The sequence below is a fragment of the Candidatus Enterococcus myersii genome (assembly GCF_017316025.1).
Lineage (GTDB): Bacteria > Bacillota > Bacilli > Lactobacillales > Enterococcaceae > Enterococcus_C > Enterococcus_C montenegrensis.
On the sequence record NZ_JAFLVT010000018.1, the window covers coordinates 165,636 to 188,493 of the forward strand.

The 22,858-nt window shown below is 34.7% G+C and carries 22 protein-coding genes and 2 pseudogenes; 6 read left to right on the forward strand and 18 right to left on the reverse strand.

From position 1 onward, the window contains the following. Positions 1-111 precede the first annotated feature (111 nt). Positions 112-813, forward strand: coding sequence for a TIGR00266 family protein (locus tag JZO76_RS12355; protein ID WP_206904968.1), 702 nt, complete (start codon positions 112-114; stop codon positions 811-813). Between the two features lie 137 nt (positions 814-950). After that, positions 951-2,675: a pyruvate oxidase gene (spxB, locus tag JZO76_RS12360; protein WP_206904970.1), complete on the forward strand. Its 1,725-nt coding sequence runs from the start codon at positions 951-953 to the stop codon at positions 2,673-2,675. A 49-nt stretch (positions 2,676-2,724) separates the two neighbouring features. Here the strand turns inward: spxB and JZO76_RS12365 are convergent, their stop codons facing one another. The 9 genes from JZO76_RS12365 to JZO76_RS12405 form a co-directional block, all read right to left on the reverse strand. Further along, the gene (locus JZO76_RS12365; protein WP_206904971.1) at positions 2,725-3,738 is read right to left on the reverse strand and encodes a branched-chain amino acid aminotransferase; all 1,014 of its coding nucleotides are present in this window, start codon (positions 3,736-3,738) and stop codon (positions 2,725-2,727) included. A 326-nt stretch (positions 3,739-4,064) separates the two neighbouring features. Then, a complete protein-coding gene (locus JZO76_RS12370; RefSeq protein ID WP_206904972.1) occupies positions 4,065-5,759 on the reverse strand; it encodes an oleate hydratase in 1,695 nt (564 codons plus the stop codon). Between the two features lie 47 nt (positions 5,760-5,806). Continuing rightward, positions 5,807-5,932: a methanol dehydrogenase gene (locus tag JZO76_RS12375; protein WP_206904973.1), complete on the reverse strand. Its 126-nt coding sequence runs from the start codon at positions 5,930-5,932 to the stop codon at positions 5,807-5,809. A gap of 200 nt (positions 5,933-6,132) precedes the next feature. Further along, entirely contained in the window at positions 6,133-7,524 is a 1,392-nt protein-coding gene (locus tag JZO76_RS12380) for a PH domain-containing protein (RefSeq protein ID WP_206904974.1), read from the reverse strand. A gap of 33 nt (positions 7,525-7,557) precedes the next feature. Continuing rightward, on the reverse strand, positions 7,558-7,950 hold the full coding sequence (locus JZO76_RS12385; protein WP_206904975.1) for a GntR family transcriptional regulator: 393 nt from the start codon (positions 7,948-7,950) through the stop codon (positions 7,558-7,560). 104 nt (positions 7,951-8,054) lie between these two features. Beyond that, entirely contained in the window at positions 8,055-8,993 is a 939-nt protein-coding gene (locus JZO76_RS12390) for a siderophore ABC transporter substrate-binding protein (RefSeq protein ID WP_206904976.1), read from the reverse strand. Positions 8,994-9,026: 33 nt separating this feature from the next. After that, complete coding sequence (locus tag JZO76_RS12395; RefSeq protein WP_206904986.1) at positions 9,027-9,803, reverse strand: iron ABC transporter ATP-binding protein; 777 nt, start codon at positions 9,801-9,803, stop codon at positions 9,027-9,029. Beyond that, positions 9,800-10,753, reverse strand: a complete 954-nt coding sequence (locus JZO76_RS12400; RefSeq protein ID WP_206904988.1) for an iron chelate uptake ABC transporter family permease subunit — start codon at positions 10,751-10,753, stop codon at positions 9,800-9,802. Before JZO76_RS12400 ends, JZO76_RS12395 begins: the two co-directional genes overlap by 4 nt. After that, entirely contained in the window at positions 10,750-11,697 is a 948-nt protein-coding gene (locus tag JZO76_RS12405) for an iron chelate uptake ABC transporter family permease subunit (RefSeq protein WP_206905003.1), read from the reverse strand. Before JZO76_RS12405 ends, JZO76_RS12400 begins: the two co-directional genes overlap by 4 nt. A gap of 204 nt (positions 11,698-11,901) precedes the next feature. On the opposite strand from JZO76_RS12405, the gene JZO76_RS12410 reads away from it, so the two are divergent. Further along, positions 11,902-12,354: a MarR family transcriptional regulator gene (locus JZO76_RS12410; protein WP_206905015.1), complete on the forward strand. Its 453-nt coding sequence runs from the start codon at positions 11,902-11,904 to the stop codon at positions 12,352-12,354. A gap of 149 nt (positions 12,355-12,503) precedes the next feature. Further along, a pseudogene (locus JZO76_RS12415) lies at positions 12,504-13,709 on the forward strand (MFS transporter). 151 nt (positions 13,710-13,860) lie between these two features. Here JZO76_RS12415 and JZO76_RS12420 read toward each other — a convergent pair. Together JZO76_RS12420 and JZO76_RS12425 are read right to left on the reverse strand one after the other, a co-directional pair. After that, the gene (locus JZO76_RS12420) at positions 13,861-13,998 is read right to left on the reverse strand and encodes a hypothetical protein (protein ID WP_206905377.1); all 138 of its coding nucleotides are present in this window, start codon (positions 13,996-13,998) and stop codon (positions 13,861-13,863) included. Positions 13,999-14,078: 80 nt separating this feature from the next. Further along, positions 14,079-14,990: an SDR family oxidoreductase gene (locus JZO76_RS12425; RefSeq protein WP_206905019.1), complete on the reverse strand. Its 912-nt coding sequence runs from the start codon at positions 14,988-14,990 to the stop codon at positions 14,079-14,081. Between the two features lie 90 nt (positions 14,991-15,080). Here JZO76_RS12425 and JZO76_RS12430 point away from each other — a divergent pair, with 90 nt between their 5' ends. Next, entirely contained in the window at positions 15,081-15,638 is a 558-nt protein-coding gene (locus tag JZO76_RS12430) for a TetR/AcrR family transcriptional regulator (RefSeq protein WP_206905023.1), read from the forward strand. A gap of 343 nt (positions 15,639-15,981) precedes the next feature. Here the strand turns inward: JZO76_RS12430 and JZO76_RS12435 are convergent. Beyond that, positions 15,982-16,095: pseudogene (locus JZO76_RS12435) on the reverse strand (hypothetical protein); the annotation flags it as partial. Positions 16,096-16,251: 156 nt separating this feature from the next. On the opposite strand from JZO76_RS12435, the gene JZO76_RS12440 reads away from it, so the two are divergent. After that, positions 16,252-16,686 carry a hypothetical protein gene (locus JZO76_RS12440; RefSeq protein WP_206905027.1) on the forward strand — a complete coding sequence of 145 codons (435 nt, stop codon included), beginning with the start codon at positions 16,252-16,254 and terminating at the stop codon, positions 16,684-16,686. Here the strand turns inward: JZO76_RS12440 and JZO76_RS12445 are convergent. From JZO76_RS12445 to JZO76_RS12470, 6 genes are all read right to left on the reverse strand, one after another. Beyond that, a complete protein-coding gene (locus tag JZO76_RS12445) occupies positions 16,683-17,489 on the reverse strand; it encodes a hypothetical protein (protein WP_206905029.1) in 807 nt (268 codons plus the stop codon). The two genes, JZO76_RS12440 and JZO76_RS12445, sit on opposite strands and share 4 nt — an antisense overlap. Positions 17,490-17,538: 49 nt before the next feature. Continuing rightward, entirely contained in the window at positions 17,539-18,849 is a 1,311-nt protein-coding gene (locus tag JZO76_RS12450; RefSeq protein ID WP_206905031.1) for a DUF4041 domain-containing protein, read from the reverse strand. A 68-nt stretch (positions 18,850-18,917) separates the two neighbouring features. Beyond that, positions 18,918-19,751 carry a DUF2971 domain-containing protein gene (locus tag JZO76_RS12455; protein WP_206905034.1) on the reverse strand — a complete coding sequence of 278 codons (834 nt, stop codon included), beginning with the start codon at positions 19,749-19,751 and terminating at the stop codon, positions 18,918-18,920. Positions 19,752-19,768: 17 nt separating this feature from the next. After that, the gene (locus JZO76_RS12460) at positions 19,769-20,704 is read right to left on the reverse strand and encodes an ATP-binding protein (RefSeq protein ID WP_206905036.1); all 936 of its coding nucleotides are present in this window, start codon (positions 20,702-20,704) and stop codon (positions 19,769-19,771) included. A 28-nt stretch (positions 20,705-20,732) separates the two neighbouring features. After that, positions 20,733-21,329 carry a recombinase family protein gene (locus JZO76_RS12465; RefSeq protein ID WP_206905037.1) on the reverse strand — a complete coding sequence of 199 codons (597 nt, stop codon included), beginning with the start codon at positions 21,327-21,329 and terminating at the stop codon, positions 20,733-20,735. Between the two features lie 201 nt (positions 21,330-21,530). Continuing rightward, the gene (locus tag JZO76_RS12470; protein WP_206905038.1) at positions 21,531-22,007 is read right to left on the reverse strand and encodes a hypothetical protein; all 477 of its coding nucleotides are present in this window, start codon (positions 22,005-22,007) and stop codon (positions 21,531-21,533) included. Positions 22,008-22,858: the final 851 nt, after the last annotated feature.

The following is a 22,858-nucleotide window of genomic DNA, read 5'->3' on the forward strand; positions in this document are numbered from 1 at the left end:
TCAAAAATCAAACCACCATAAATAACCCTCTTCTTTGTCAGAAGTTAACTTTTTGCCCAAAAGCAAGTTTGTCATATAATAATAATATGAATGAGGAAAGAAGGTTAGCAAATGAAATACAAATTAAGCTCTACTTCGGTTTTTCCCTTAGTGGATATTGCACTACAAGAAGGTGAAGAAGTTCAAATCGAACCAGGTTCAATGGTTTATCACAATGGTTTAGTTACACTTGAAGGTCACATGAATAGTAATGGTAAAAAAGGAATTGGCGGTATGATGAAAGCCCTTGGTCGCTCATTGTCCAGTGGTGAAAGCTTCTTTATTACTAAAGTAAAAGGAGATGCAGAGAATGCCCAAGTTACGATTGCGCCTTCGACTCCTGGTACTATTCGAGAATTGCCAATTGGTCCAACGCAATGGCGTTTAAATACTGGGGCCTTTTTAGCCAGTGAGAGTAGTGTCTCTTATACGATGCAACGTCAAAAATTAGAAGGTGCCTTATTAGGCGGTACTGGCGGTTTATTCGTCATGGAAACCGCTGGTGAAGGGATGATGCTGATCAATGGATTTGGCGATCTCGTAGAAATCACCATGGATGGTAGTCAACAGTTTGTTGTTGATAATGAGCATGTCTTAGCTTGGAGTAAGTCCCTTGATTATCACATTGAATTTGCTTCTGGCACTTTTGGTTTTAAAACAGGTGAAGGGCTAGTGAATCGCTTTTCTGGTCAAGGAAAAATTATTATTCAAAGTCGAAATATTGAAGCTTTTGCAGGCTTAATTGCGCCTTTTATTCCCACAAGCAGTAATTAAGTAAATGATTGCAGGCGTTTTACTTACTTTGAGTAAGATTATTGGTAATTTTTTTTAATTGGCGGTAACATAAAGACAGGTCAATAAAACGAGCGTTCTTTAAAGCGCGCGATATAAATAAGAAAGAAGTGTTTAAAATGACAAAAATCAATGCCGGCGTCGCAATGTTAAAAGTCATGGAAGATTGGGGAATTGATCATCTATACGGATTACCTGGTGGTTCCTTCAACTCCACAATGGATGCTTTATTCGATGAACAAAATCATATCAAATATATTCAAGTCCGTCATGAAGAAACTGGGGCACTAGCCGCTGCAGCTGATGCAAAAGTAACTGGCAAAATCGGTGCTGTCTTTGGTTCTGCGGGTCCTGGTGCAACACATTTGATCAACGGTCTATATGATGCCCAAATGGATCACGTCCCTGTTTTAGCCTTACTTGGTCAAGTTGCATCAACAGCTATGAACACCAACGCTTTCCAAGAATTAAATGAAAATCCAATTTTTGCAGATGTTAGTGTTTACAATCGGACGGCTATGAATGCTGAAAGTTTGCCATTTGTAATCGATGAAGCAATTAAAGCGGCTTATCGCCACAGTGGTGTCGCTGTCGTTACTATTCCCGTTGATTACGGCTATGCTGAAATTGAAGACAACTTCGTTTCAACGGCCGCAACATATCAAACTGCAACAATTCAACCAAATGAAGCTCAATTAAAATCTGCCTTGCCACTAATTAAAGAAGCAAAACAACCTGTTTTATATATCGGCCAAGGAGTTCGCGGTGGCGCCGACGTGGTTAAAGCTTTTGCTGAACACTTTAGTATGCCGGTTGCAGCCGCAGTTTTAGCTAAGGGAATTATTAACGATGACTATGAAAATTATTTAGGCTCTGCTGCACGTGTAGCAACTAAACCTGCTAATGAAGCCTTACTTAGTGCTGATTTAATTATTTCAGTTGGTAGCAATTTCCCATTTGGTAACTTTATGTTCAACAAAGGCGCTAAATTCATTCAAGTAGATATTGATGGTTCAAAATTTGGACGTCGTCATGATGTTGACGTTGCGATTTTAGGTGATGGTATTTTAACTTTACAACGTTTAACTGAACTTGGAGAAGCGCGCTCTGCTGACAATTGGTACAAAGCAAACCAAGAAAATATTAAAAACTGGCATAATTGGCGTCGTAGTTTCTACGATGATGCCCGCAAACCAATGCGTCCAGAACCCGTTTACAAAGAAATTAATCGAATTGCTGAAGATGACGCAATTTTCGTTGTTGATGTCGGGAATGTTACGACACATTCCGTTCGTCATTTGGAAATGAACGGCAAACAACAATTTACAACTTCTGGTTGGTTTGCTACGATGGGCTATGCGGTGCCAGGTGCAATTGGTGCTAAATTAAGTTACCCAGATCGTCAAGTCTTCACAATCAATGGTGATGGTGGTTTTGCTATGAATATGCAAGATATCATCACGCAAGTAAAATACAAATTACCAATCATTAACGTGATCTTAACGAACGATTCACTTGGTTTCATTGAAGCAGAACAAGAAGAAACCAATAAAGCAATCTTTGGTGTTGATTTATATGACGTTGATTTTGGTAAAGCAGCCGAAGCAATGGGAGCAAAAGGCTTTACAATTACAGACTACGATCAATTAGCCCCCGCTTTTGATGCGGCAAAAGAAAGTGATCGTCCGGTTGTTATTGAAGTGAAAATTGCAAACGATCGTCCATTCCCGGTTGATGCAATGGAACTTGATCCAAATAACTTCTCAGCAGAACAAATCAAAGCATTCAAAGAACGTTATGAAATTCATGACATGCCAAACTTAGCTGACTTATTAAAAAAGTAAAGTGAACAAAAAAGCAGTAGCGAAATTTCGCTACTGCTTTTTTTACGTTTTAAGCAAGCGTAATAATCCAACCTGCCGGCGCCTTTTTATCACCAAATTGAATGCCAGTCAATTCATCATATAATTGTTGTGTAACGGGTCCGACTTCTTTTTCAGAATAAAAGACGTGAAAATCATCCCCAAATTGAATACCACCAATCGGTGAAATAACCGCGGCCGTGCCGCAAGCCCCAGCTTCTTTAAAACGATCTAAGTTATCCATTGGCACATCTTCTTCTAAAGCTTCTAATCCCAAGCGCTCTTTTGCTAGATGCAATAAAGAATATTTGGTGATACTTGGTAAAATCGATGGTGATTTTGGGGTTACAAACTCATTTTCTTTGGTAATTCCAAAGAAATTGGCAGAACCGACTTCTTCAATTTTTGTGTGCGTTTCGGGATCTAAGTAAATACAATCCGAAAAGTTACGTTCTTGTGCTTTTTCGCCTGGTAATAAACTAGCCGCATAGTTACCACCAACTTTGGCAGCTCCGGTTCCATTTGGCGCAGCGCGATCATAATCAGAAACAATAAAATTCGTTGGCGTCAAACCACCTTTAAAATACGCTCCCACCGGCATACAAAAAACAGTAAAAATATACTCTGGTGCTGCGTGAACACCAATATTTGGTCCCACACCAATTAATAATGGACGAATATATAACGTACCACCAGTACCATAAGGTGGCACAAATTCACGGTTTGCTACCACAACTTGTTTAATTGCACCAAGAAAAAGCTCTTCTGGTACCTCAGGCATCAACAAGCGCCGCGCACTCCTATTCATGCGGGCACTATTTTGATCGGCTCGAAATAAATTTACTTTTCCATCTTTTCTGCTGTAGGCTTTTAAACCTTCAAAACATTGCTGACCATAATGTAAGGCAGTAGAGCCTTCGTGGATGGGCAAATATTCATCTTCTGTTAATTGACCGCTGTCCCACGCGCCATTTTTCCAATGGGCGATAAAACGATATGGTAATTTAATATAATCAAAACCCAATTCATCCCAGTTTATTTTCATGCCAAACCACTCTCCTTTGACCTATTCTTAAGGTGCTTTTTGCTATGGTACAACACTTTCAGGATTTTGTCATGAATTTTTTGAAAATTTCAACAATTACCCAAAAATAATAAGCCCAATAGGAAAAGCTGAAGGAATCATAAAACAGAGCCCTTTGAAAGACCAGACAGCGCTAAAACGCTCCAATCAATGTTTTTCTTGAAAAAAAATACTACTTTTAGACAAAAAAAGAATCTAAGCAGTGCCCACCTTGCCACTACTTAAATTCTTCTTACAGGTTTCATGTTTAAAGCTTCCTCAGCAAAACTTAAACGCCAACCCCACTTTTATTCAAACATCTTTTTAGCGGCTCGTAATAAAGTTGGTAAATCTTTGTCGTAACGCGGTGTTTTAACCAAACGACTCATTGGAATACCTGCAAAATGGAAAGCCGCAATTTCACCAGAGCGTACAGCACTTTGTTCTGTGAAAATCATTTGGTAAGGTTGTTCCACAAATTCACCCGTGAAAGCCAAGTTGGTACTGTGTTTAGGAATTACTTTAGGACGGTCAACTTTCGCCCGATTGTTAAATAAAGCCGAAGCATAAGGCATATAGACAGGGATATTATTAATGATACTGTCCAAAATTTCTGCTTCTCGTTCTTTAATATTGACCGGACCTGGATCAACTTTTGATAGTTGACCAATCAATTCTTGCGCCATTTCTTTGCCTGTCATTTTAATGTATTGTTTGTCGACAAATTCACCTCTGCGGCGTGGATATAAGAAGTAGCCCCAAATTACGGTTTCATTTGGTTTTTGCGTCGTAAAATGCGGTTGATGGTGGACTACAATCGACATATTCACATCCACTTGATTTAACGGCGTAATCGGAGTTGTTGATAAGAAAGAATTCAAGGCATTACCAGGTTCTTGTGTAGTAATTCGCGCAATCTCATTTAATAGCAAATGGTCTTTTGTTGTCAATGTAAAGCTGACCCATTCACTAGCCTCACGATCGGCAAAAAATTTATCTGGATTTCCAAGATTATAAAAACGTTCCGCCGCTTTTTTCCAAAGACTAGAAGCTGCACCATAATCCATATTTTCAACAGCCGGAGTAGTATAGTCACCCATTGTAGCCGCATCGGTAATCGAACCATTCGTGAAAATGACCGCTGTATCGTCATCGACTGGGACAAATTCTTCTTCGTTGGTTTGAGTGTTTAGCATGTGCAGACCAGTAACAGTAATTTCATCTTGCATTGTTGTTTCTTTAAATTCCCAATCTGTTACCAAACGATCTAAAACAATGGTAACTCCTTGATCTTTTAAATAGTTGATTAATGGTAACATGATACTTTCATATTGATTGTAGCGCGTTCTATTCACCCCAACTAAATGTTCAATTTGAGTGAATTCATAAATCATTTGATGCATGTAACGACGTAATTCTTGGGCTGAACTTTTTGTCCGAAAAGCAAAAGTAGTCTCCCACATATACCAAAAGTTTGTTTCAAAAAACGTCGGTGAATCTTTGAAATATTCTGCGATCGTCACATTATCCAATTTTTCTTCTTCTGAGTCTGGCATAGCAATGAGTTTTGTTAACAACATTCTATCTTTATTGCTAAAACCTAAATGGCCCCCATCGATAATCCCTTTGCCACCTTGCATCAACCGTGCTTTGTCAAATGTACGATGTTTGGCATCAAAATCACGCGTATCTTCTGCAGCAGTCATATTTTCTTCTGTCACCGATGGCACGCGTTCTAAAAGATCCATCAAATCAACATACGTCCGATAATTCAACATCCGACCACCACGGGCAATATAACCTTTTTGATTTTCTAAAGGGTGGTTTTCATTCCAATATTCATCGGTTGCATCTTTTAAGGGTGAACCATCATTTGAGCCATGATCATCCAATGAATAAAAGGTAATTTTATCGCCTGACCAATTTCCTTCTTGAATTAAATAAACTGCAGCCGCCATATTAGCAAGTCCGGCACCAATCATAATCGCTTTGTTTTTTCTCATCATAATTCCCTCCAATCAAAACATTACAGCAGGTAAAGTGCCACCTGTTATGCTTCAAATTCGTCATACAAATGACTATCATCTTCAAAAAAGCCTGTTTTCTTAGCAATATAGGCAACCCCAAGGGATAAAACTGCAACCCCAATGCCTAAACGTAGTAATCCTTTTTTCATCATTGTCACTTCCTCTCACTGAAACTTTAAACCGGTCATTTTTCCTCTGATTTAAGAATAGCCCTGAAGATTTTATTGTGCAAAAATAAACTACTTTTTCACCTTATTTTTTAGACATTTTTTACTCATTGTCCAAAAATAAAACTTTTAAAAGTGCCAATATGAATTCCTTTACACAAAAAAAGCGTAGACCCTTTTGTCTACGCTTTGCTATATGATTGAAGTTTCGTTACTAATTTTTGATAGAGTTGTTTGGTTTTCTGTTCTTCTTTAAAAGTGAAGTAATAATCACGATTTTTAGTTGTAATCTTTAAAAAAGGCAAAGAACGGCTGTCTAAATAAAGGGTCGCCTTTTTATCAGCAACCATGTAATAACCAGTACTGTAATCCTCGCCACCGTATCCGCTCGTACGCTCTACTGGACTTTTTAATTTGTCAACCAAAGTCACCTGTTGAATATCGGCTAATTTGACTTCACTAGTAGCAGCAAAAGGCGCCTTTAAAACTAATTCATCTTCTTTTAACGCTGCTTGAAAAGGATCTTTGGTAAAATCCATCAAATAAATTGGAATTAAAGTAGCAAATAATACGCCCACTACCAAGAGGACAATTGCCCCCATAAAAATTTTACCCATCGGTCTACCTAAATTCATGGTCATATTCAACCCAATTCGGTCCGGTAATAATAAACGATGGTCGCTTTCGTTAATATAGACACCAAAGCGCCAGTACTGATCTTCTCCTTGATAGCGAAATTCTGTCACTTGGCTTAAAAGTGCATCTTGTTTTTTCCGCAGTGAAATTAAATAGGCCACCAGTAAAAAACTAAAGCCAACCACCAGAATTAAAAGTAGCCAAACCGTGATTTGGGCCCAAACTCCACTTAATTGACTCGCAAAAAAGGGCATTGCTAAAGCAACTAAGGTACCATAAGCGCTGCCAACGGCAACAACTGACCAGTCATGCTTAGTTAAATCGTTATATTGTCGATTAATGCTTTCATCATTCGTTGGTGCAGAGACGGGCAAACGTTTCACGCTGTACAAAAGACCTGCAGAAATCAGCCCTCCAACAACCAAAGAAATCGATAAAATTACAGCATTATCGTTTTGACTTTTCAACATGATTAAAGCCAAGACAACAGACAAAATAAAGGCAGGGATTAAATATTTAAAACCAAGCATTTTTCGATTTTTAGTCTGAGTTAGCTTAGTATCAACCAAAATAGGAGTTACTGGTAATTGCCACCCTTTTTTTGCTTTCAGTTGCGCCACTTGACGAATATAAAAAATCTCGGTCCCATAAAAAGCCCCCATGGGAATAAGCAGTAACAGCCAAAATAAAGTCATTAAAAAAGATTCATACTGTGTCAAAAACATCGTAAAATTCAATAGACTAAAAATCCCTGCAATCTGCCATAAACGCAACCGATACTTTTTGGTTAAAGCCTTGACTTCTGGTTTTTCCAAGACTTCTTTTGGCAATGTATTTTCCAAAATAACATTTTTGTGGGGTTTAGCTGCGAGTCCCAATGAAAAAGCCATAATGACATTCACAAAAATAAGTACCCCAATTAAAATCACAACAAGCATTTTTCATTCCTTCTTTCTATTAAGCAGATAAAGCTAGTCTTTTTTTTCCTCTAGTTCTGGAAAATTCGACCAGATATCAGCAACAAACGTTTGTAATTCCACTTCTTTTAGTTGGTGAATTTTGGCTTCTGCTAATAGCTGTGCCAATCGTTTTTTTAAGTCTGTTTTGTCTGCCTCTTGGTAAGCTTGCGGCAAAGTCACAACGGAGCCTTTTCTGCGGTCGGTAATTAAATAGCCCGCTTCTTTTAATTGATTGTACGATTTTGAAATCGTCATCGTATTAACGCCTAATTCGTCTGCCAATTGTCGTACCGTTGGCAAACTTTCACCGATTGCAAGTTCGCCAGTTGCGATCCCCATAATTATTTGCTCGCTTAATTGCTGGTAAATTGGAATTTCAGAACGTGTGTTAATCTCTAATAACATGCCCTCACCCCTTTGTATTATAAATTATAATACAAACGATACAAATTCGCAATAATAAAAGCGCACCTTAGTAACAATCACTAAGATACGCTTTTTGAAGAGTATTAAAAGGCTTGATTGACATTTTCAAGCATGATTTTAACAGACTCTAAACCTGAACCTGCCAGATACCAAACGCTTGGATCTAAACTAATGACCTTTTGATTTTTGCCAGCATCTGTTTGTTTCACTAATTCATTAGCGGCAACGTTATTTTGACTATCATCCCCACCAATTGCCTTCGTGCGATCTACGACAAAGATAATTGCAGGATTTTTTTCCAATACATATTCATAAGAAACATTTTGTCCATGGGTTGAAGCTTTGATTTTATCATCAGCTTCTTTAAAGCCAAAGGTATCATGGACAATGCCAAAACGAGAACCTTTACCATAAGCTGAGATACTGCCTTCATTTGCTAATAATACCAACGCCTTTCCACTAGTAGAGGCTTTTTTATGTGTGGCATCAATTTTTTCTTGTAACAAAGCAATTTCTTTTTTCGCTTTTGCTTCTTTATCGAAGATTTTAGCAATGGCGTTTACTTGTTTTTGAATCGAGCCCCACGTATCGTTATTATCCGTTGAAAAGAAAATCGTGGGCGCAATTTTTTCTAAATCTTTTTGAAAATCTTGTTGCCGCCCTGAAATAATAATTAAGTCGGGCTTTAATGCGTTAATTTTCTCCAGGTCTGGTTCTTTAATCCCACCAGCAGATTCAACTTTTTTATAGTCTTGTAAGAAATCAGGCAAGCTATCTGTTGCAGCACCCACTACTTTATCGCCAACACCTAAAACATTCATCGTATCTAAAGCACTATTGTCAAAGACGACTACTTTTTTTGGCGCTTTGGGCACGGTTATTTTGCCATTAGCATCTTGAATTGTCACTTCACTCTTATCTTTTGCAGCCGTTGACTCTTTTGTATCGGCACTACTATTATTACTACATCCTGCTAATACCAATATCACCGTTGCTATCACCATTAAAACTGTTTTTTTCATCATATCCTCCCAAAAAAAGTTATTGATAAGCGGTTAACCGCTAATATCTGTTGCGTCAAAATACATGCAGACTCGTTTTCCCATCAACTCACAAACCCGTACTTCCATTTCATAAAGCTCACCTAAAACTTCAGAAGTAATGACTTCTGCGGCTGTCCCTATCTTGAATAACGCACCATCTTTCAAGGCGACGATGGTATCGGCAAAAGCGGCAGCAAAATTAATATCGTGAATAACTAAGAAAATCGTTTTATTTGTTTCTTTTACTAATTTTTTTAAAAGGCGCATCATCTGATTAGCATGGTTCATATCTAAATTGTTTAATGGCTCATCTAATAAAATATATTCTGTATCTTGTGCTAAAATCATGGCGATATAGGCTCTTTGTAATTGCCCGCCAGATAAATTTTGCAACTCAGCTGCCGCGAGATCTGTCAAAGACATGGCAGCAATGGCCGCAGATACAATTTTTTTATCTGCTTCATTTAAACGACCACGACTATACGGAAAGCGACCAAACGCGACTAATTCGGCTACTGTTAAGCGTGCTTGAAGTTGATTATTCTGCTTTAAAATGGCCAGTCGTTTGGCTAATTCTTTGGAATGCCATGTTCTGATTTCACCATTATCAATAAAAAGTTCTCCGCTAAATTCACCTTGCAGGCGGCTCATAATACTTAACAAGGTACTTTTGCCGGCACCATTGGGACCAATAAAGGCAACGAGCTCACCTTTAGGAAGTTGGAGTTCGATTTTATCTAGGACAATTTTTTGTTGATACACTTTACTTACTTCTTTAACTTCAATCATGCCTTTTTCCTTTCCAAAATAATTTTAATGATAAAAAATAATCCCCCAATAAATTGGATTAAAATGCTGATTGTCGTTTTTAAGCCAAATACTTGTTCTAATAAAAATTGGCCGCCAACTAAAAAGATTACCGCAATTAAACTGGCTCCTACAAAAAGCTGGCGATGGTTTTCCTTAGGGAAGACTTCATAGCTAATGGTTGCAATCACAAAACCTAAAAAGATTGTGGGACCTACTAAAGCCGTAGCAATTCCAGTAGCGGCAGCAATCAAAAATAGCAATAACTTTTGTAAAAAAGCAACCGAAATCCCTAAATTGACAGCTAGATCGACTCCTAAGTGCAAGGCATCTAACTCAGGGGTAAAATACCAGAAAAAACCAACAATGATCAGCAATAATCCTGCGCTGATAACTAAATGATGGCTTGAAACATTACTAAAACTAGCAAAAAGCCGTCCTTGCAATAAATCATATTCATTTGGATCCATTAAAACCTGCAAAAAAGTACTAATACTTGAAAATAAACTTGAGGCAACCATCCCCACTAGTAAGAGAGTAAATAAGTCTTTTCCTGATTTTCCTAGAAAAAAAATAATAAAAACAACACTGAGTCCTGCCATTAAGATAATGTTCAATAAAAACAATCCCGTTGACTTTTCTGCCAAGAGATTCACACCACCTAGTAGAAAAAACAAGCCTGTTTGCACCAGTACATATAACTGATCAATTCCCAAGATACCAGGGGTTAAAAACTTATTTTGCGTCAATGTTTGAAAAGTAATCGTGCTAACTGTGGTTAAAATCGCAACTAAGATGAAGGCTAAAAGCTTCTTTCCTCGCAATTCCAAGGCAAAAGACCAATTTCCATATGTCCCATAACTTAGATATAGTCCTACTAAAAGGCAGGCTAAAAGCGTTAGCAATAGAACTTTTATCCCATAAATTTTCATGCAAATTTGCGCCTCCTTATAATTAACGTTAGAAAAATAATGCCACCAATCACCCCGACGACAACACTAACCGGCAACTCGTAGGGGGCAATTAGCACGCGGGCCAATAAATCGCAAATTAATAAGAAGTTTGCACCGAAAATGGCAGTAAAAGCCAAGGAGTGATTCAAATGATCTCCGAAATACCACGTCACAAGATTTGGCACGACTATCCCTAAAAAAGGGATACTGCCGACCATGATTAAAACAACACTCGAGCCTAATGCGACTAAGCCCAAGACACAAAACTGCATTAATTTAACATTCACGCCTAAATTTTGCGCCAAATCATCACCTAAACTTAACACCATAATTTGTTGTAACAACAAAAAAATAATGATAAACACCGGGATCGTTAAATAAATCAAACGATAATCTTCTTTCATAATTGTCGCAAAATTTCCTTGTAACCAAGAAGACATATTTTGCACCAACTGAAATTGATAGCCAAAAAAATTGGCAAGTGCACCAATCACATTACCAAACATCATGCCTATTAATGGAACGATTAATGGGTTATTTTTTGGCAATAGCCGGGTCAAAAATAGGAAAGCTAAAACACCAATGTAGCTAAAAATAAAAGCAACAAAGGAACGTTGCCAGATACTACTGTTGGGCATAAATAACATGACTAGTAAGATTCCAAAACGAGCTGAGTCCATCATGCCAATCGAACTCGTAGAAACAAAACGATTTTGTAATACCTTTTGTATCACAAGACCACAAACACTTAGCATACTTCCCGCTAAAACAATACTGACAGTCCGAGGTAAACGCGTTTCTTCTAAAAGAAGCCATTGGCTCTTTGTTCCAGCTATCAAACCAGTAAGGTGCATTTCTCCCACACCAATAAAAATTGAAAACAGACATAAAATGACAAGTAAAAAGATTCCTATTTTTTTCACATGCACAATCCTAACCATCTAATTGATAATGATTCTCACTCGCAATTAACTATACGCAATTATCTTCAAAATGACAATAGAAAATTGATGTTTTTTTATCGTTTTTTTCAACCTTTTATTTTTCTCTTTCAAATCTTTTACGTTGGTACCGATAAAAAACATGCTATACTTACGCCAGAACATATTTTATTGAAGGTGAAAATTATGCAGCGTCAACAAGTACTGATGGGTCAACTGATGGATTTAACGAATGAATTAGTTTGGCTCAATCGACCAGAAATGCAAAGTGCCTTAGAAGGGTATAAACTAAACGAAATTGAGTTGCTTGAAAAAATCGGATTACTCACTCATCCCAACGTAACCAAGTTAGCCAATGCTACTTATATGACCCGCGGTGCCATTAGTAAACTAACTAAAAAACTAATGGAAAAAGAGTTAATCACCAGTTATCAATTACCTGAAAATAAAAAAGAAATCTATTTTCGTTTAACAACTCAAGGAGAACACATTAACCAAACCCACCAAATGCTACATCAGCGCTTTGCCAATCGTGATAAAGAAGTTTTTACGAATATGACCGATGAAGAATTTGACACTGTTTTTCGTTTTATCGGCCGCTACCGTGAACACTTGAAAAAATTGCCAAAATCCCGCTAATCCCCTAGCCTTACTCTAATCAATAATTTGTAAAAGCCACACACGTGAAAGTAAATCATGCGTGTGGCTTTTTTGTTGACAAAGAAACATAAAAGTTTTACACTCGTTTTTGTTAACAAAGAAACAAAATTACATTGGAGGAAATTTCGATGAACCACTCTTATTCAAATAAACATGCATTAATTTTTGGTTTTATTTCAGTCTTTTTAACCGGACTAGGCCTAACGATTGTAAATCCAGTCTTACCATTTTTAGTCGCACCTTATGTTAAGGTTAGTCAACAAGCAAGCGTTGTAACATGTTTAGCCGCAGCTTATGCAACCGCGCTGTTTTTAGCAGCGCCGATTTTAGGTGCATTAAGTGATCACTTTGGTAGACGCCCGATTTTGATTATCAGTTTAATTGGGGCTACCATTGGTTATAGTATTTTTGGTGTCGGTGGCTCGTTATGGCTATTGTTCTTAGGACGCATCATTGACGGCATTACCGGCGGTGAAATCGCAGCGATTTTCGCTTACTTTGCCGATATTACGCCCTTTGAAAAACGAACACAATATTTTGGCTGGATTAGCGCCATTGTAGGTATTGGTACCGCACTAGGACCAGTTATCGGCGGCTTGTTAGCTAATTTTGGTAACAGCACCCCATTTTTTGTTGGGGCCGCAATTAGCTTATTGAATGCAGCTTATGGTTTCTTTTTTATGCCTGAAAGCTTGTCACAAGAAAGAAGAAGTCAAAACATTTCTTTTCAAAAATTGAATCCTTTAAAGCAATTGCTTACCATTTTAAAGTTACCCATCATTAATCGCCTTTTATTTACCGCCTTTTTACTTTGGTTACCTAATGGCGGCTTGCAGGCAATTTTTTCACAATTTTCAATCGATACTTTTGCTTGGAAGCCGACAATTATCGGTCTGATGTTCTCGCTGATCGGTATTTTAGATATTCTATCTCAAACCTTTATTATGCCTTTACTTTTGAAACATTTTTCCGATCGAAAAATTATCTCCTTGGGTATGATAGCATAAATTTTCGGCTATCTCTTTATTGGTAGCGCCTATCTTACCCATCAAGCAATCATTTTTGTTTTAGGGATGATAATTTTTAGTTTAGGCGATGCTATCTTTGGCCCTGCATTTAACGGCCTGCTGTCAAAATCTGCTGATGAAAATACCCAAGGACAAGTGCAAGGTGGTGCCCAAAGCATCCAAGCTTTGGCACGGATTATCGGCCCTATTGTTGCCGGGCAACTTTATCGCTTCAATCACTTTAGCCCTGCTGTTTTAGGCGTTGTCTTTATCTCTTGTGCGCTAATCTTTCTACGACAAATAAAAATACCGCTTCCTGTTAAATAAGAATTAGAAACACCTATAAGAAAAGCTGAGTATGAAGCCAGACAGAAATCAACTTCTTTAAAATGACTATTCGTGTAGAATTTTATACTTTTGCATAGAGACAAAAAAAGACCACAGACAAAACTGTCTGTGGTCTTAAACTAAGCAATGATTATTTGTTTTTCAAGTTGTAGAATGCGTTAACGCCTTTGTATTCAGCAACTTCGCCTAATTGGTTGTATTTAGCAATCCGGTCGGCTATACCTGATAATTTTTTCCACCATAAGGTTAAAAAGGTTAACGTTCTCAAAAACACAGAAAAATTTTATGTTAGAATTGAACAGAAAACTAACCTAAAAGATCTGTGTCCACTAAATCATCCTAACACCACTATTTAGTGTAATCGTCTGCGTCAGTAGACCATGATAATGTTTTATTTTCTTCTAGAGCATGAATTCGCGAGATTAAGCTAGAATGAATTTTTTGAAATGCGTCACTACCTAAGACTATTCTTAACGGAGGCGTATCGGTTTGTGTTAACGATACAATCTTGGTCGCCATTTTTTGGGGATCCCCTGCAATTGTTTTAAGATAAGAATCAATTTCTGTTTGACTTGCTCCAGTTAAGCCATTTTGCATGATATCCGTAATTTTTCCTGTTGGAGTATTATCATAGGCAGATAAACGATCGCCAAAAGCACCATTTCCACCAACAAAGTTAGTTCTTATACCGCCGGGATCCACAATTGTTACACGAATGTTGAAGGGAGCAACTTCTTGTGACAAAGCCTCAAAAGCTGCTTCAACAGCCCATTTTGAGGCACTATACATTCCCATTGCAGGTGTAGAATAATGGCCAGCCATACTTGATATTTGTATGATTTGTCCACCACCCTGTTTTCTAAAATGAGGAAGAAAAGCTTTTGCGGTTCTCAAAGAGCCAAAAAGATTGATTTCAAAAACGTCTTTCATTTGCCGCTCAGAAATTTCTTCGATAGCACCATACAAACCATATGCAGCATTGTTTAGTAAAACATCGATCTTTCCAAGATCATTAAATGCCGCGTTTACAGTACGCTTTACATCATCTTCATCGGATAAGTCTAATGAACTTTGCCAAAGCTGATCACCATATTGTTTTTTCAAGTCGTCAAAAGCACCCTCTTTTCTGGAAGTAACCGCAACCCTGTCACCATTTTCAAGTAATTGTTTAATTACAGCTGTTGCAAGCCCACCTGTAGCTCCAGTTATAAACCAAGTTTTCATAATAGAAATCACTCCAATATCAAATTGACGTTTCAATTGTAACGCCTTGTGATTTGTAGTATAGTTTTTGCTATTGAAATAAGCAATTCTTATACACAGCGATGTTACAGAACAGGAGGCTTTGTTATGTCCAATTCATATAATGAAGAGCAAAAGAAACTTACGAGAGATTCTATTTCTCAGGCTCTCATATTGCTCGCCAAAAATAAAGAGTACAACAAGATATCAGTTAGCGAGGTAGCGAATAAAGCTGGTGTTTCTAGAATGGCATTTTACAGAAATTATGATAGCTTAGAAGATGTTGTAAAATGTCAGATTAGGGAAATTAATAACACATATAGAAATAGTCTTACTGAAGAGGACGTTGATAATTTTAATTTGACACGAGTATATTTTGAAACTTTGCGGCAAGAACAGGATTTCTTTATCACAATATTTAAATCAACTTCGGCAATACTCATTCTATCTGAATTAGTTGAATTTCTAGAATCATTCTCTGAAAAATTGGTATGCAATATAGAATGTTCGCCAAAATACCGATCGTATAATATCAAGTTCCTTGCTGGTGGCTTATTTAATGTTATCAGAAGTTGGTGTAATGGCGGTATGATTGAGAGTGCTGACGAAATGGCTTTGCTGATTTGTGAACGTATTTCAAGTCATATTGTCGGTGTTAGTAGTTGATGGGATTTGTCATAACACTAACGATTTTCTTTTATTCAACTACAGCCTAACACGCATAGGGTTTTACTTGCGCAAATTTTCTTCAACGAAATGGCAAATAGCTTTTCCAGTCAACTAATGTTGAGATTAATCGTGCTTGCTTAATAGCCTTTTTTATATTTTTTAACTCATCTAGTTAAATACGCAGGTATGACTTAACTTGGCACCTTTTGTACTTAGCAACACGTGAAAACTGGCAGTACGCAAAAATTGGTATACTTAATATCCCCAAATAGCAAAAAAGCCTATGAGAAAATTCTCACAGGCTTTAAATTGCTTCAATTCACTAATTAATTAGCGATGATTATTTGTTTTTCAAGTTGTAGAATGCGTTAACGCCTTTGTATTCAGCAACTTCGCCTAATTGGTCTTCGATACGTAATAATTGGTTGTATTTAGCAATCCGGTCAGACGAACTTTTCTTTTATTTAAAGAAAATCATACCACATAAAGCTTTGTATATCAACATTCTTAAAAATAGATTGTTATGTACTACTAACTAGAATACATTTTGTAGTTAGCAATATTAAACTTTGATATGTTATTATTAAAATCACTAAATGGAGGTGCTTTTATGTTTGAAGAGCTTTTAACATTAGCTATTTTATCTGAGGTTGGTTTAATTGATTCATCATGTTATTTAGAAAAGTTAGATAGTTACTTTCTTAATGCTCCTGAAACCCCAATTCTATTAGACTTAGAATTTCTTTACAAAGATATAAACGGTGCTATTTACAAACTTTTTCCATTAACCCTAACTAATCAAATTGATTATCATCACTTTGGGAAAATACTTTTTCAAGAGATAGAAAAAATTTATCTAAATAATAATTTTACAATTAATGATTTTGGTCAAAAAATGTATTTAATTTGGAATTTATTCATACCTCATCCTTTAAGTGAAGAAGAACCCTTCTGGACTTTAAGTTATGCTGATGATTGCTTATCCTACGGCGATGAAAAACAAACAAGGGAACTTTATGAAAAAGCTTTTCAATATTATAGTTAATTTATTTGAGTCATGCTCCAAACTAATAATTTCCCTGTCAGTTCTACCAGCTTAGGATGATTTTCTAAAAACGATGTAAATTTGCTTAAGGCTCCACTTTTTTCTTTTTCAGTAGATTTGACTATTTCTACAATTTCAACCGCTTCTGCTTTCTCACTTTCAGAAAGTTTACTTAAATATTGCTCTATCTCATTCAACGTATTCCCATAATTATTATTCTGGATATTATTTGTACCTATTTGTGCTCCTGAAAAATCACCGCCATTAAAATTAAATACGGTACCTTTTGTTTCACTATTACTTTGTTCAAAATCATTTTCCATAATCTCAAACCCTTTCTTAGTAACTCTCATTCCATCTATTATAAAAAATGGTTCATCTGATGCATATTGTATTGACAATCCTTTTACTAGTTCCATAGAAATTGCTTCATTTGCTAAATCAAAATAATCTTTTTTCCTTACTCTATCGTTTGGAATTTCCAACTCATCATCATTATCTTCTACTCTTTCTAAAAAAATTTGCATCTGTTCATGGCTATTTTTAGCCGTCATTCTGATTGGCTTTTCTTCTTCTAGTAATTGTTTCAAAAATACTTCCCCTTTATTTGTCAAAAAAACACTAGCTCCATACACCATAGCACCTGACATATACTCTTCAACTTTAGCTCCATGAATATAACCTTGATTAATCAAATAGTTATAAAAATTACTTTCGACGGTGTTTAGTTCCATCTCTAAAGAATTTGGTGAATTATCTCTTATTAATATCAAAATATCTTTATACTCTGAATTGTTAGACAAAATAGTTTCCTCACTCTCTAAAAAATATAATTGTTTAATTTATTAAAAATTACTTTAATATAAGCGATTCACGATACTCCTCTGCATCCACATTTGCTCTAAAATCAATCGTTAGCTCTCCATATTCAGCTAATTTTTCCTCTATCTTAGAAATTGGTACCTTAAAAAACTCTTTACGATTATTCACTTTATTTATTCTATATGAATTAAAATACTGATGTAATTCTGTTTCTAGCTTATACGCATCATAACTAAATATCAGAGCATGAACATCAAATTTAAATGGAACTGATGCACTGCTTAACTCACTTATTCTTTCTAGTGGGTCAATTCTTCTAGTTACTCCAATTTTCACCACATCATCACCGAACGCTCCAATATTACTAATTATGTATACATAACCAGCTGATGCGTGTGCGGTTCTATAGTCTAACTCTTCCTTTTCTTCTTCTCTTTCTTTTACTTTCACACCTAAATCAATAATTTGTTGTTCAATTGAATCTCTTTCTTCATCAGAACTTGACTCACTTATCTTTTTCTTTAATTCATCAATTAAGTTTTGATAATGTTTAATATCCTTATCAATTACTTTCTTTTTACTTTGAATTTCTTTTTGTAATGCTTTTTCCTCTCTCTCACGTTCACGCTGTTCTTTTAATTCCTCTTTCTCATCTTGCTTCTTTCTTTCATATTCATAAGCTAAATATAATTCATTAAGCTTTAAATTTAAAAACTCATTAGTGATAGACAATTTAATTGATTTATTAAGCTTATTTAATTGCTCAAAAGATGTCTTGATTCTTTTTTCAATCGATTGAATATTATTATACTTAACCTTATTAATTGATGCTTCACACTCATTATTAAATGACCTTAAAATTTGCTTTATATTATCATTGGTCATTTTTCTTCCTTTTGCCTTACTTCCATCTACTGCCCAATTGTCAAAGTAATTAACTGCACTTTTATCTTTAATCATTTGCTTTTGAGTCGAGCGAATGCTAGTTAGTTTTTCTTTGTATCCTAGAGATGTCGCAAAATCATACTTAGGTACATATAACCCATATGACTCCATTAATAAATCGTCTTCTATTACAATTAATTTTGATTGCAATGTGTGAATATCACTTTGTTTCTGAATAAATTTTGTTTCTATTTCGCTATATTTAGATTGTTTTTTTACTATTTCACTCTCGAGTAGTTCTAAATTCTTTTGTTGTTTTAAAATCTCTTCATTTAATTCTAATGCTGTCATCTGTTCTACTGATAGTTTCTTATCCTTTAATTTAGATAAATCATTGTTTAATACTTCTATTTCCTTTTTATACTCGTTTACCTTCAAAAAGTCCAACAACCCCATACAAGCACCTCTCCAATTGTTTTTTCTTTCTATAAAATCAGAATTTTATTTATTTTAAATAAAAATTATCAATTAATATTTCGATTTCTAATTTTTAACGTACTATCCTTAAGTATTATTCCTTGTGTATATTCTTTTAGTATTAACTCAATTCTTTCCACATCATTTGATGTATTCAATGGACTGCTTAAAACTTCAAGGCTTGTTAATATTTCAGGGTTATAAGGAAAATCAATATAATTCTCAATAAAAGGAATATTCTTCATGTCTTCATTCATTAACTCAATTTGTTCTTCTAGAGTTAAATCTGATGATAGATATTTTCCTTGAGCATGATTTCTATAATATTCTTTTGGTAATCCCAGTATTCGAAATCTCCATTCTGACTGTCCTAACCACACAGTTCTTTTAAATTTCCCCAAAAAAGCAGTATCTATCGTGGTTTCTATTGCTTTTTTATTACAATTATCACAATCTCTATTGTGTTTTTTAAATACTGACATATTTATCAATGTTTCATCATCAGTATAAGTAACTGGAAATAAATCAGGTTCCCTCTTTATACTTCCAGTTACTGTTGGAGACATTTGTATATCATATTTTTCTTCCATCTCTTCAACAATATCTAAAGTTGTATTTCTGAAAATGGTGTCTGGAAGAGCAATTCTGACACCTGATTTATCTCCATTAGAATCTTCTGTATAAGTTCTCCACATTGTTACGTCTTCTTCATCTTTATTAGTCCAACATGAAACAAAACAAATTCTGCCTAGTTCATCAAAATCTTCAGTCATTGCCTCTTCAATATCATCAACTGCAACTAAACTTGAAAAACGAATGGTTTTATATTTTAATATACACTCTAATGTATCAATACTACAATAATGATATAACTTTTTCATTTCACAACCCACTTTCATTAATTTAAAACTTTCCATTTAAAAGATAATTTATCATCATCTTTCCCATGTGATTTAGACTCAATTCTTGTAAATTGAACGAGTAAACACTTACTAAATTGATTAATAATTACTGCTAATTCTCCTTTGCAAAAGTCTACTACTCTACTAGAAAAATCTATATCTTGTATTTTAATTTGTTTAATGTTTATTATCTCTTCAAAAGCTAAACTATTGCTATATCTTCCTATTTTAATTTCCCCAAAATCACTGTATATTCTTGCAGTAGAATTACTTGCTGATTGAAATTTAAGTTTAAACATACTTAAACCTTTACCTATAGTAAATTCTCCATTATTAAAGGATGGATTAATAGTTCTAAAACTTTCTAATTCAGAATCAAAATACTCTTTTTTTCGACTTTCATTCATCAAATCAACTTGTTCATTTAATTCAAAATTGCTAGGATATTTTATTAATCTATTCAACATTAATTCTTCTCTTTTTTTTTGTGACAACCCTCTGTTAGTAGTTCCTATTCGAATAAATGAAGTTCCAGAAGGAAAATAACAATCCTCTTTTACAGAATAGGGTAATTTGTCATTTGATTTTAAAATTTTAATAAAACCAAATAATTTTTCTTCAAATTCAATAGTACCTGTCCCGATTATTGGTCTTGGTGTAATATTATCAAAAATATTTTGATATTCATTATCATCTCTAAATTCGATTAATCCTCTCCTATACATTGAGCCATCAACAATTCCAAAAATAATAAACTTATCTTCACCTATAGCCTCTTCTGTATTTAACAGAGCAATTACATCTTTCACCAATTCCTTTTTACCATCATCACTATTTTTGTAATCAATTAATTTATAATCTAATTTTGAGCTTTCATTTCTTTTATTCTTAATAATATCTACGACAACTTCTTCAGTTTCAAAATTTTTCAAAACACTATCCTCATTCCCATTCTCAAATTTATAGCTCATCTCTAATCCTATAAATCGTATTCCTAGCGACATCAAGTTCTTTAGAAATCTGAGTTATAGGTACATCTTTCTCCAACATCTCAACAATCTTCTCATACGTTACACGTTTTTGTTTATCAGTTGAATCAGCACTATAAGCCAAAGGACGACCTTTATATTTACCTTTTTCTTTCGCTAACTCAATGCCCTGTCTTTGCCTTTCACGTATCTGTTTACGCTCATTTTCAGCTGTATACTTAAACAATTCAATGATTAGATTATTTAGTAGCCTTCTCAAGTTATCGTCCTGTATACCATTCAGAGACGGCAGATTAAGGATTTCAAGTGTTGCGCCTTTATCTTGTATCTGGTTCATAATATTAGTTATCTCTTTATTATTGCGCCCTAGTCTATCTAATTCGCTTACAACGATTATATCATTTTCTCTAATAAAATTTAATAACTCTTGTAATTTTGGGCGATTATTATCTTTACCACTTAATTTATCTGAAAATATCTTTTTTACTTCTGCCTTCTCTAACAACTCAAATTGTCTTTCTAAGTTTTGTTCTCTTGATGAAACTCTTGCATATCCAATTCTTGTCATGGTAATCCTCCTATTATGATTTATATATAATGAACATGTATATTGAACACCTTAAAATCATTATATATCAATGACTACTCATTGTATAGTTTAGGTGTACTCAAAAAGAACATTTACAAATAAAAAAATACCTATGAAATCAATAAAATATCTCTTTCATAGGATTCTTTAATTTATATTCATTTGAGTAAATATGTTGAATTACTTAATTTGCAGTTTATGCTTTTCCATCAATCTAGTACGGTATTCCCTAACTGTAATTAAAAGTCCTTGTACATTTTTTCTTTCGTCACTAAAAAGTACAGCTTCCAATTTATAAGATAGTTTTATTAAATCAACTAGTTCTTTCTTTAGTTTTCTTTGGTTTGCAATACCATACATACTACCACCAACTAACACAGCTGGGAATGCTACTAATGATGCAATACTCACTATGCCCCCAACAGCTCCTCCCAATCCAAACGTTGCCAATGTAGTCATGATACTTGCTCCGCTCATACCTGAAAATGCCGTAAAAACTGCCCCTACTCCTAAGGCAGAAGTTCCAACAGCGCCCATAATTCCAGATAATTCAGGTGGAAATCCCTGAGAGAAGTTTAATTCTTTAGTATTTTCTGCTAGAAAAGAACACTCAAATACCAATAACTTAAATTCATCATTTTTTCTTTTTCTATACATCTTTACTCCTCCTCCAATAAAGTACTTGTCTTACTATTAAGATAGCATTTTGCCTTTTTTAAAAGCAAATTTTTGTAGCTTTTCAGCTAAATGTAACATAATATCTTATTATTATTACTATGCTCTTAATGAGAGCTTTACTCGAATTAAGAACATGATACAACTCAACTGATTATCAAAGCAATTAACAACCTTTGCTAAAATGCAATCATTCAATTAATATTCATAACAATTCACTTTCAAATACTTACATTCCATTTACGTCTAAAATAATACTTTTTTATCAATATAACTTCATAGAAAGAATCTTACCTGAGCTCAATATTGACCACTAATGTTTATAGAAAAAGTAACATTATAACTCAAAGTATCATAATTCAACTATGTTTTATAGCTGATACTTTACGTATATTATTCCTAATTATAAAGGTAGGCTCAGTCGTATATTGCTTAGAAATACTTCTTTGTTTAAGTATAATTTTTATTTTTCAGCTAAACGTTACATAATATCTTATTATTATTACTATGCTCTTTATGAGAGTCTTACTCGAATTAAAGACATAGAAAAGTTCATCAAACTATTGCTAAAGATACCAATAAACAATACATAGTGAGCCAATTTAACATTTCCAAAATTTTCTGAATAACCCAATTTGGATATTTGAAAATTAAAAAATATTGTTCTATTTTATATGATGAATTAGTTCACTTCTTTGCGACTGCTCTTCTTTTTATCATTGTCACAGCTTTCCTAAATATAATTTTTATGCTTAACGATTAATTTTCCGTTAAACGTAACATAATATCTTATTATTATTAATCATTAGTTGTAGTTTCTTTTATCTTTTACT

Coding starts and splice junctions, on each gene's coding strand:
- JZO76_RS12410 (WP_206905015.1), top strand. CDS start 11,902: ATGCAGCGTCAACAAGTACTGATGGGTCAACTGATGGATTTAACGAAT.
- JZO76_RS12455 (WP_206905034.1), bottom strand. CDS start 19,751: ATGAAAAAGTTATATCATTATTGTAGTATTGATACATTAGAGTGTATA.
- JZO76_RS12375 (WP_206904973.1), bottom strand. CDS start 5,932: ATGAAAAAAGGATTACTACGTTTAGGCATTGGGGTTGCAGTTTTATCC.
- JZO76_RS12450 (WP_206905031.1), bottom strand. CDS start 18,849: ATGGGGTTGTTGGACTTTTTGAAGGTAAACGAGTATAAAAAGGAAATA.
- JZO76_RS12365 (WP_206904971.1), bottom strand. CDS start 3,738: ATGAAAATAAACTGGGATGAATTGGGTTTTGATTATATTAAATTACCA.
- JZO76_RS12395 (WP_206904986.1), bottom strand. CDS start 9,803: ATGATTGAAGTTAAAGAAGTAAGTAAAGTGTATCAACAAAAAATTGTC.
- JZO76_RS12390 (WP_206904976.1), bottom strand. CDS start 8,993: ATGAAAAAAACAGTTTTAATGGTGATAGCAACGGTGATATTGGTATTA.
- JZO76_RS12370 (WP_206904972.1), bottom strand. CDS start 5,759: ATGAGAAAAAACAAAGCGATTATGATTGGTGCCGGACTTGCTAATATG.
- JZO76_RS12380 (WP_206904974.1), bottom strand. CDS start 7,524: ATGCTTGTTGTGATTTTAATTGGGGTACTTATTTTTGTGAATGTCATT.
- JZO76_RS12430 (WP_206905023.1), top strand. CDS start 15,081: ATGTCCAATTCATATAATGAAGAGCAAAAGAAACTTACGAGAGATTCT.
- spxB (WP_206904970.1), top strand. CDS start 951: ATGACAAAAATCAATGCCGGCGTCGCAATGTTAAAAGTCATGGAAGAT.
- JZO76_RS12465 (WP_206905037.1), bottom strand. CDS start 21,329: ATGACAAGAATTGGATATGCAAGAGTTTCATCAAGAGAACAAAACTTA.
- JZO76_RS12440 (WP_206905027.1), top strand. CDS start 16,252: ATGTTTGAAGAGCTTTTAACATTAGCTATTTTATCTGAGGTTGGTTTA.
- JZO76_RS12470 (WP_206905038.1), bottom strand. CDS start 22,007: ATGTATAGAAAAAGAAAAAATGATGAATTTAAGTTATTGGTATTTGAG.
- JZO76_RS12400 (WP_206904988.1), bottom strand. CDS start 10,753: ATGAAAATTTATGGGATAAAAGTTCTATTGCTAACGCTTTTAGCCTGC.
- JZO76_RS12355 (WP_206904968.1), top strand. CDS start 112: ATGAAATACAAATTAAGCTCTACTTCGGTTTTTCCCTTAGTGGATATT.
- JZO76_RS12385 (WP_206904975.1), bottom strand. CDS start 7,950: ATGTTATTAGAGATTAACACACGTTCTGAAATTCCAATTTACCAGCAA.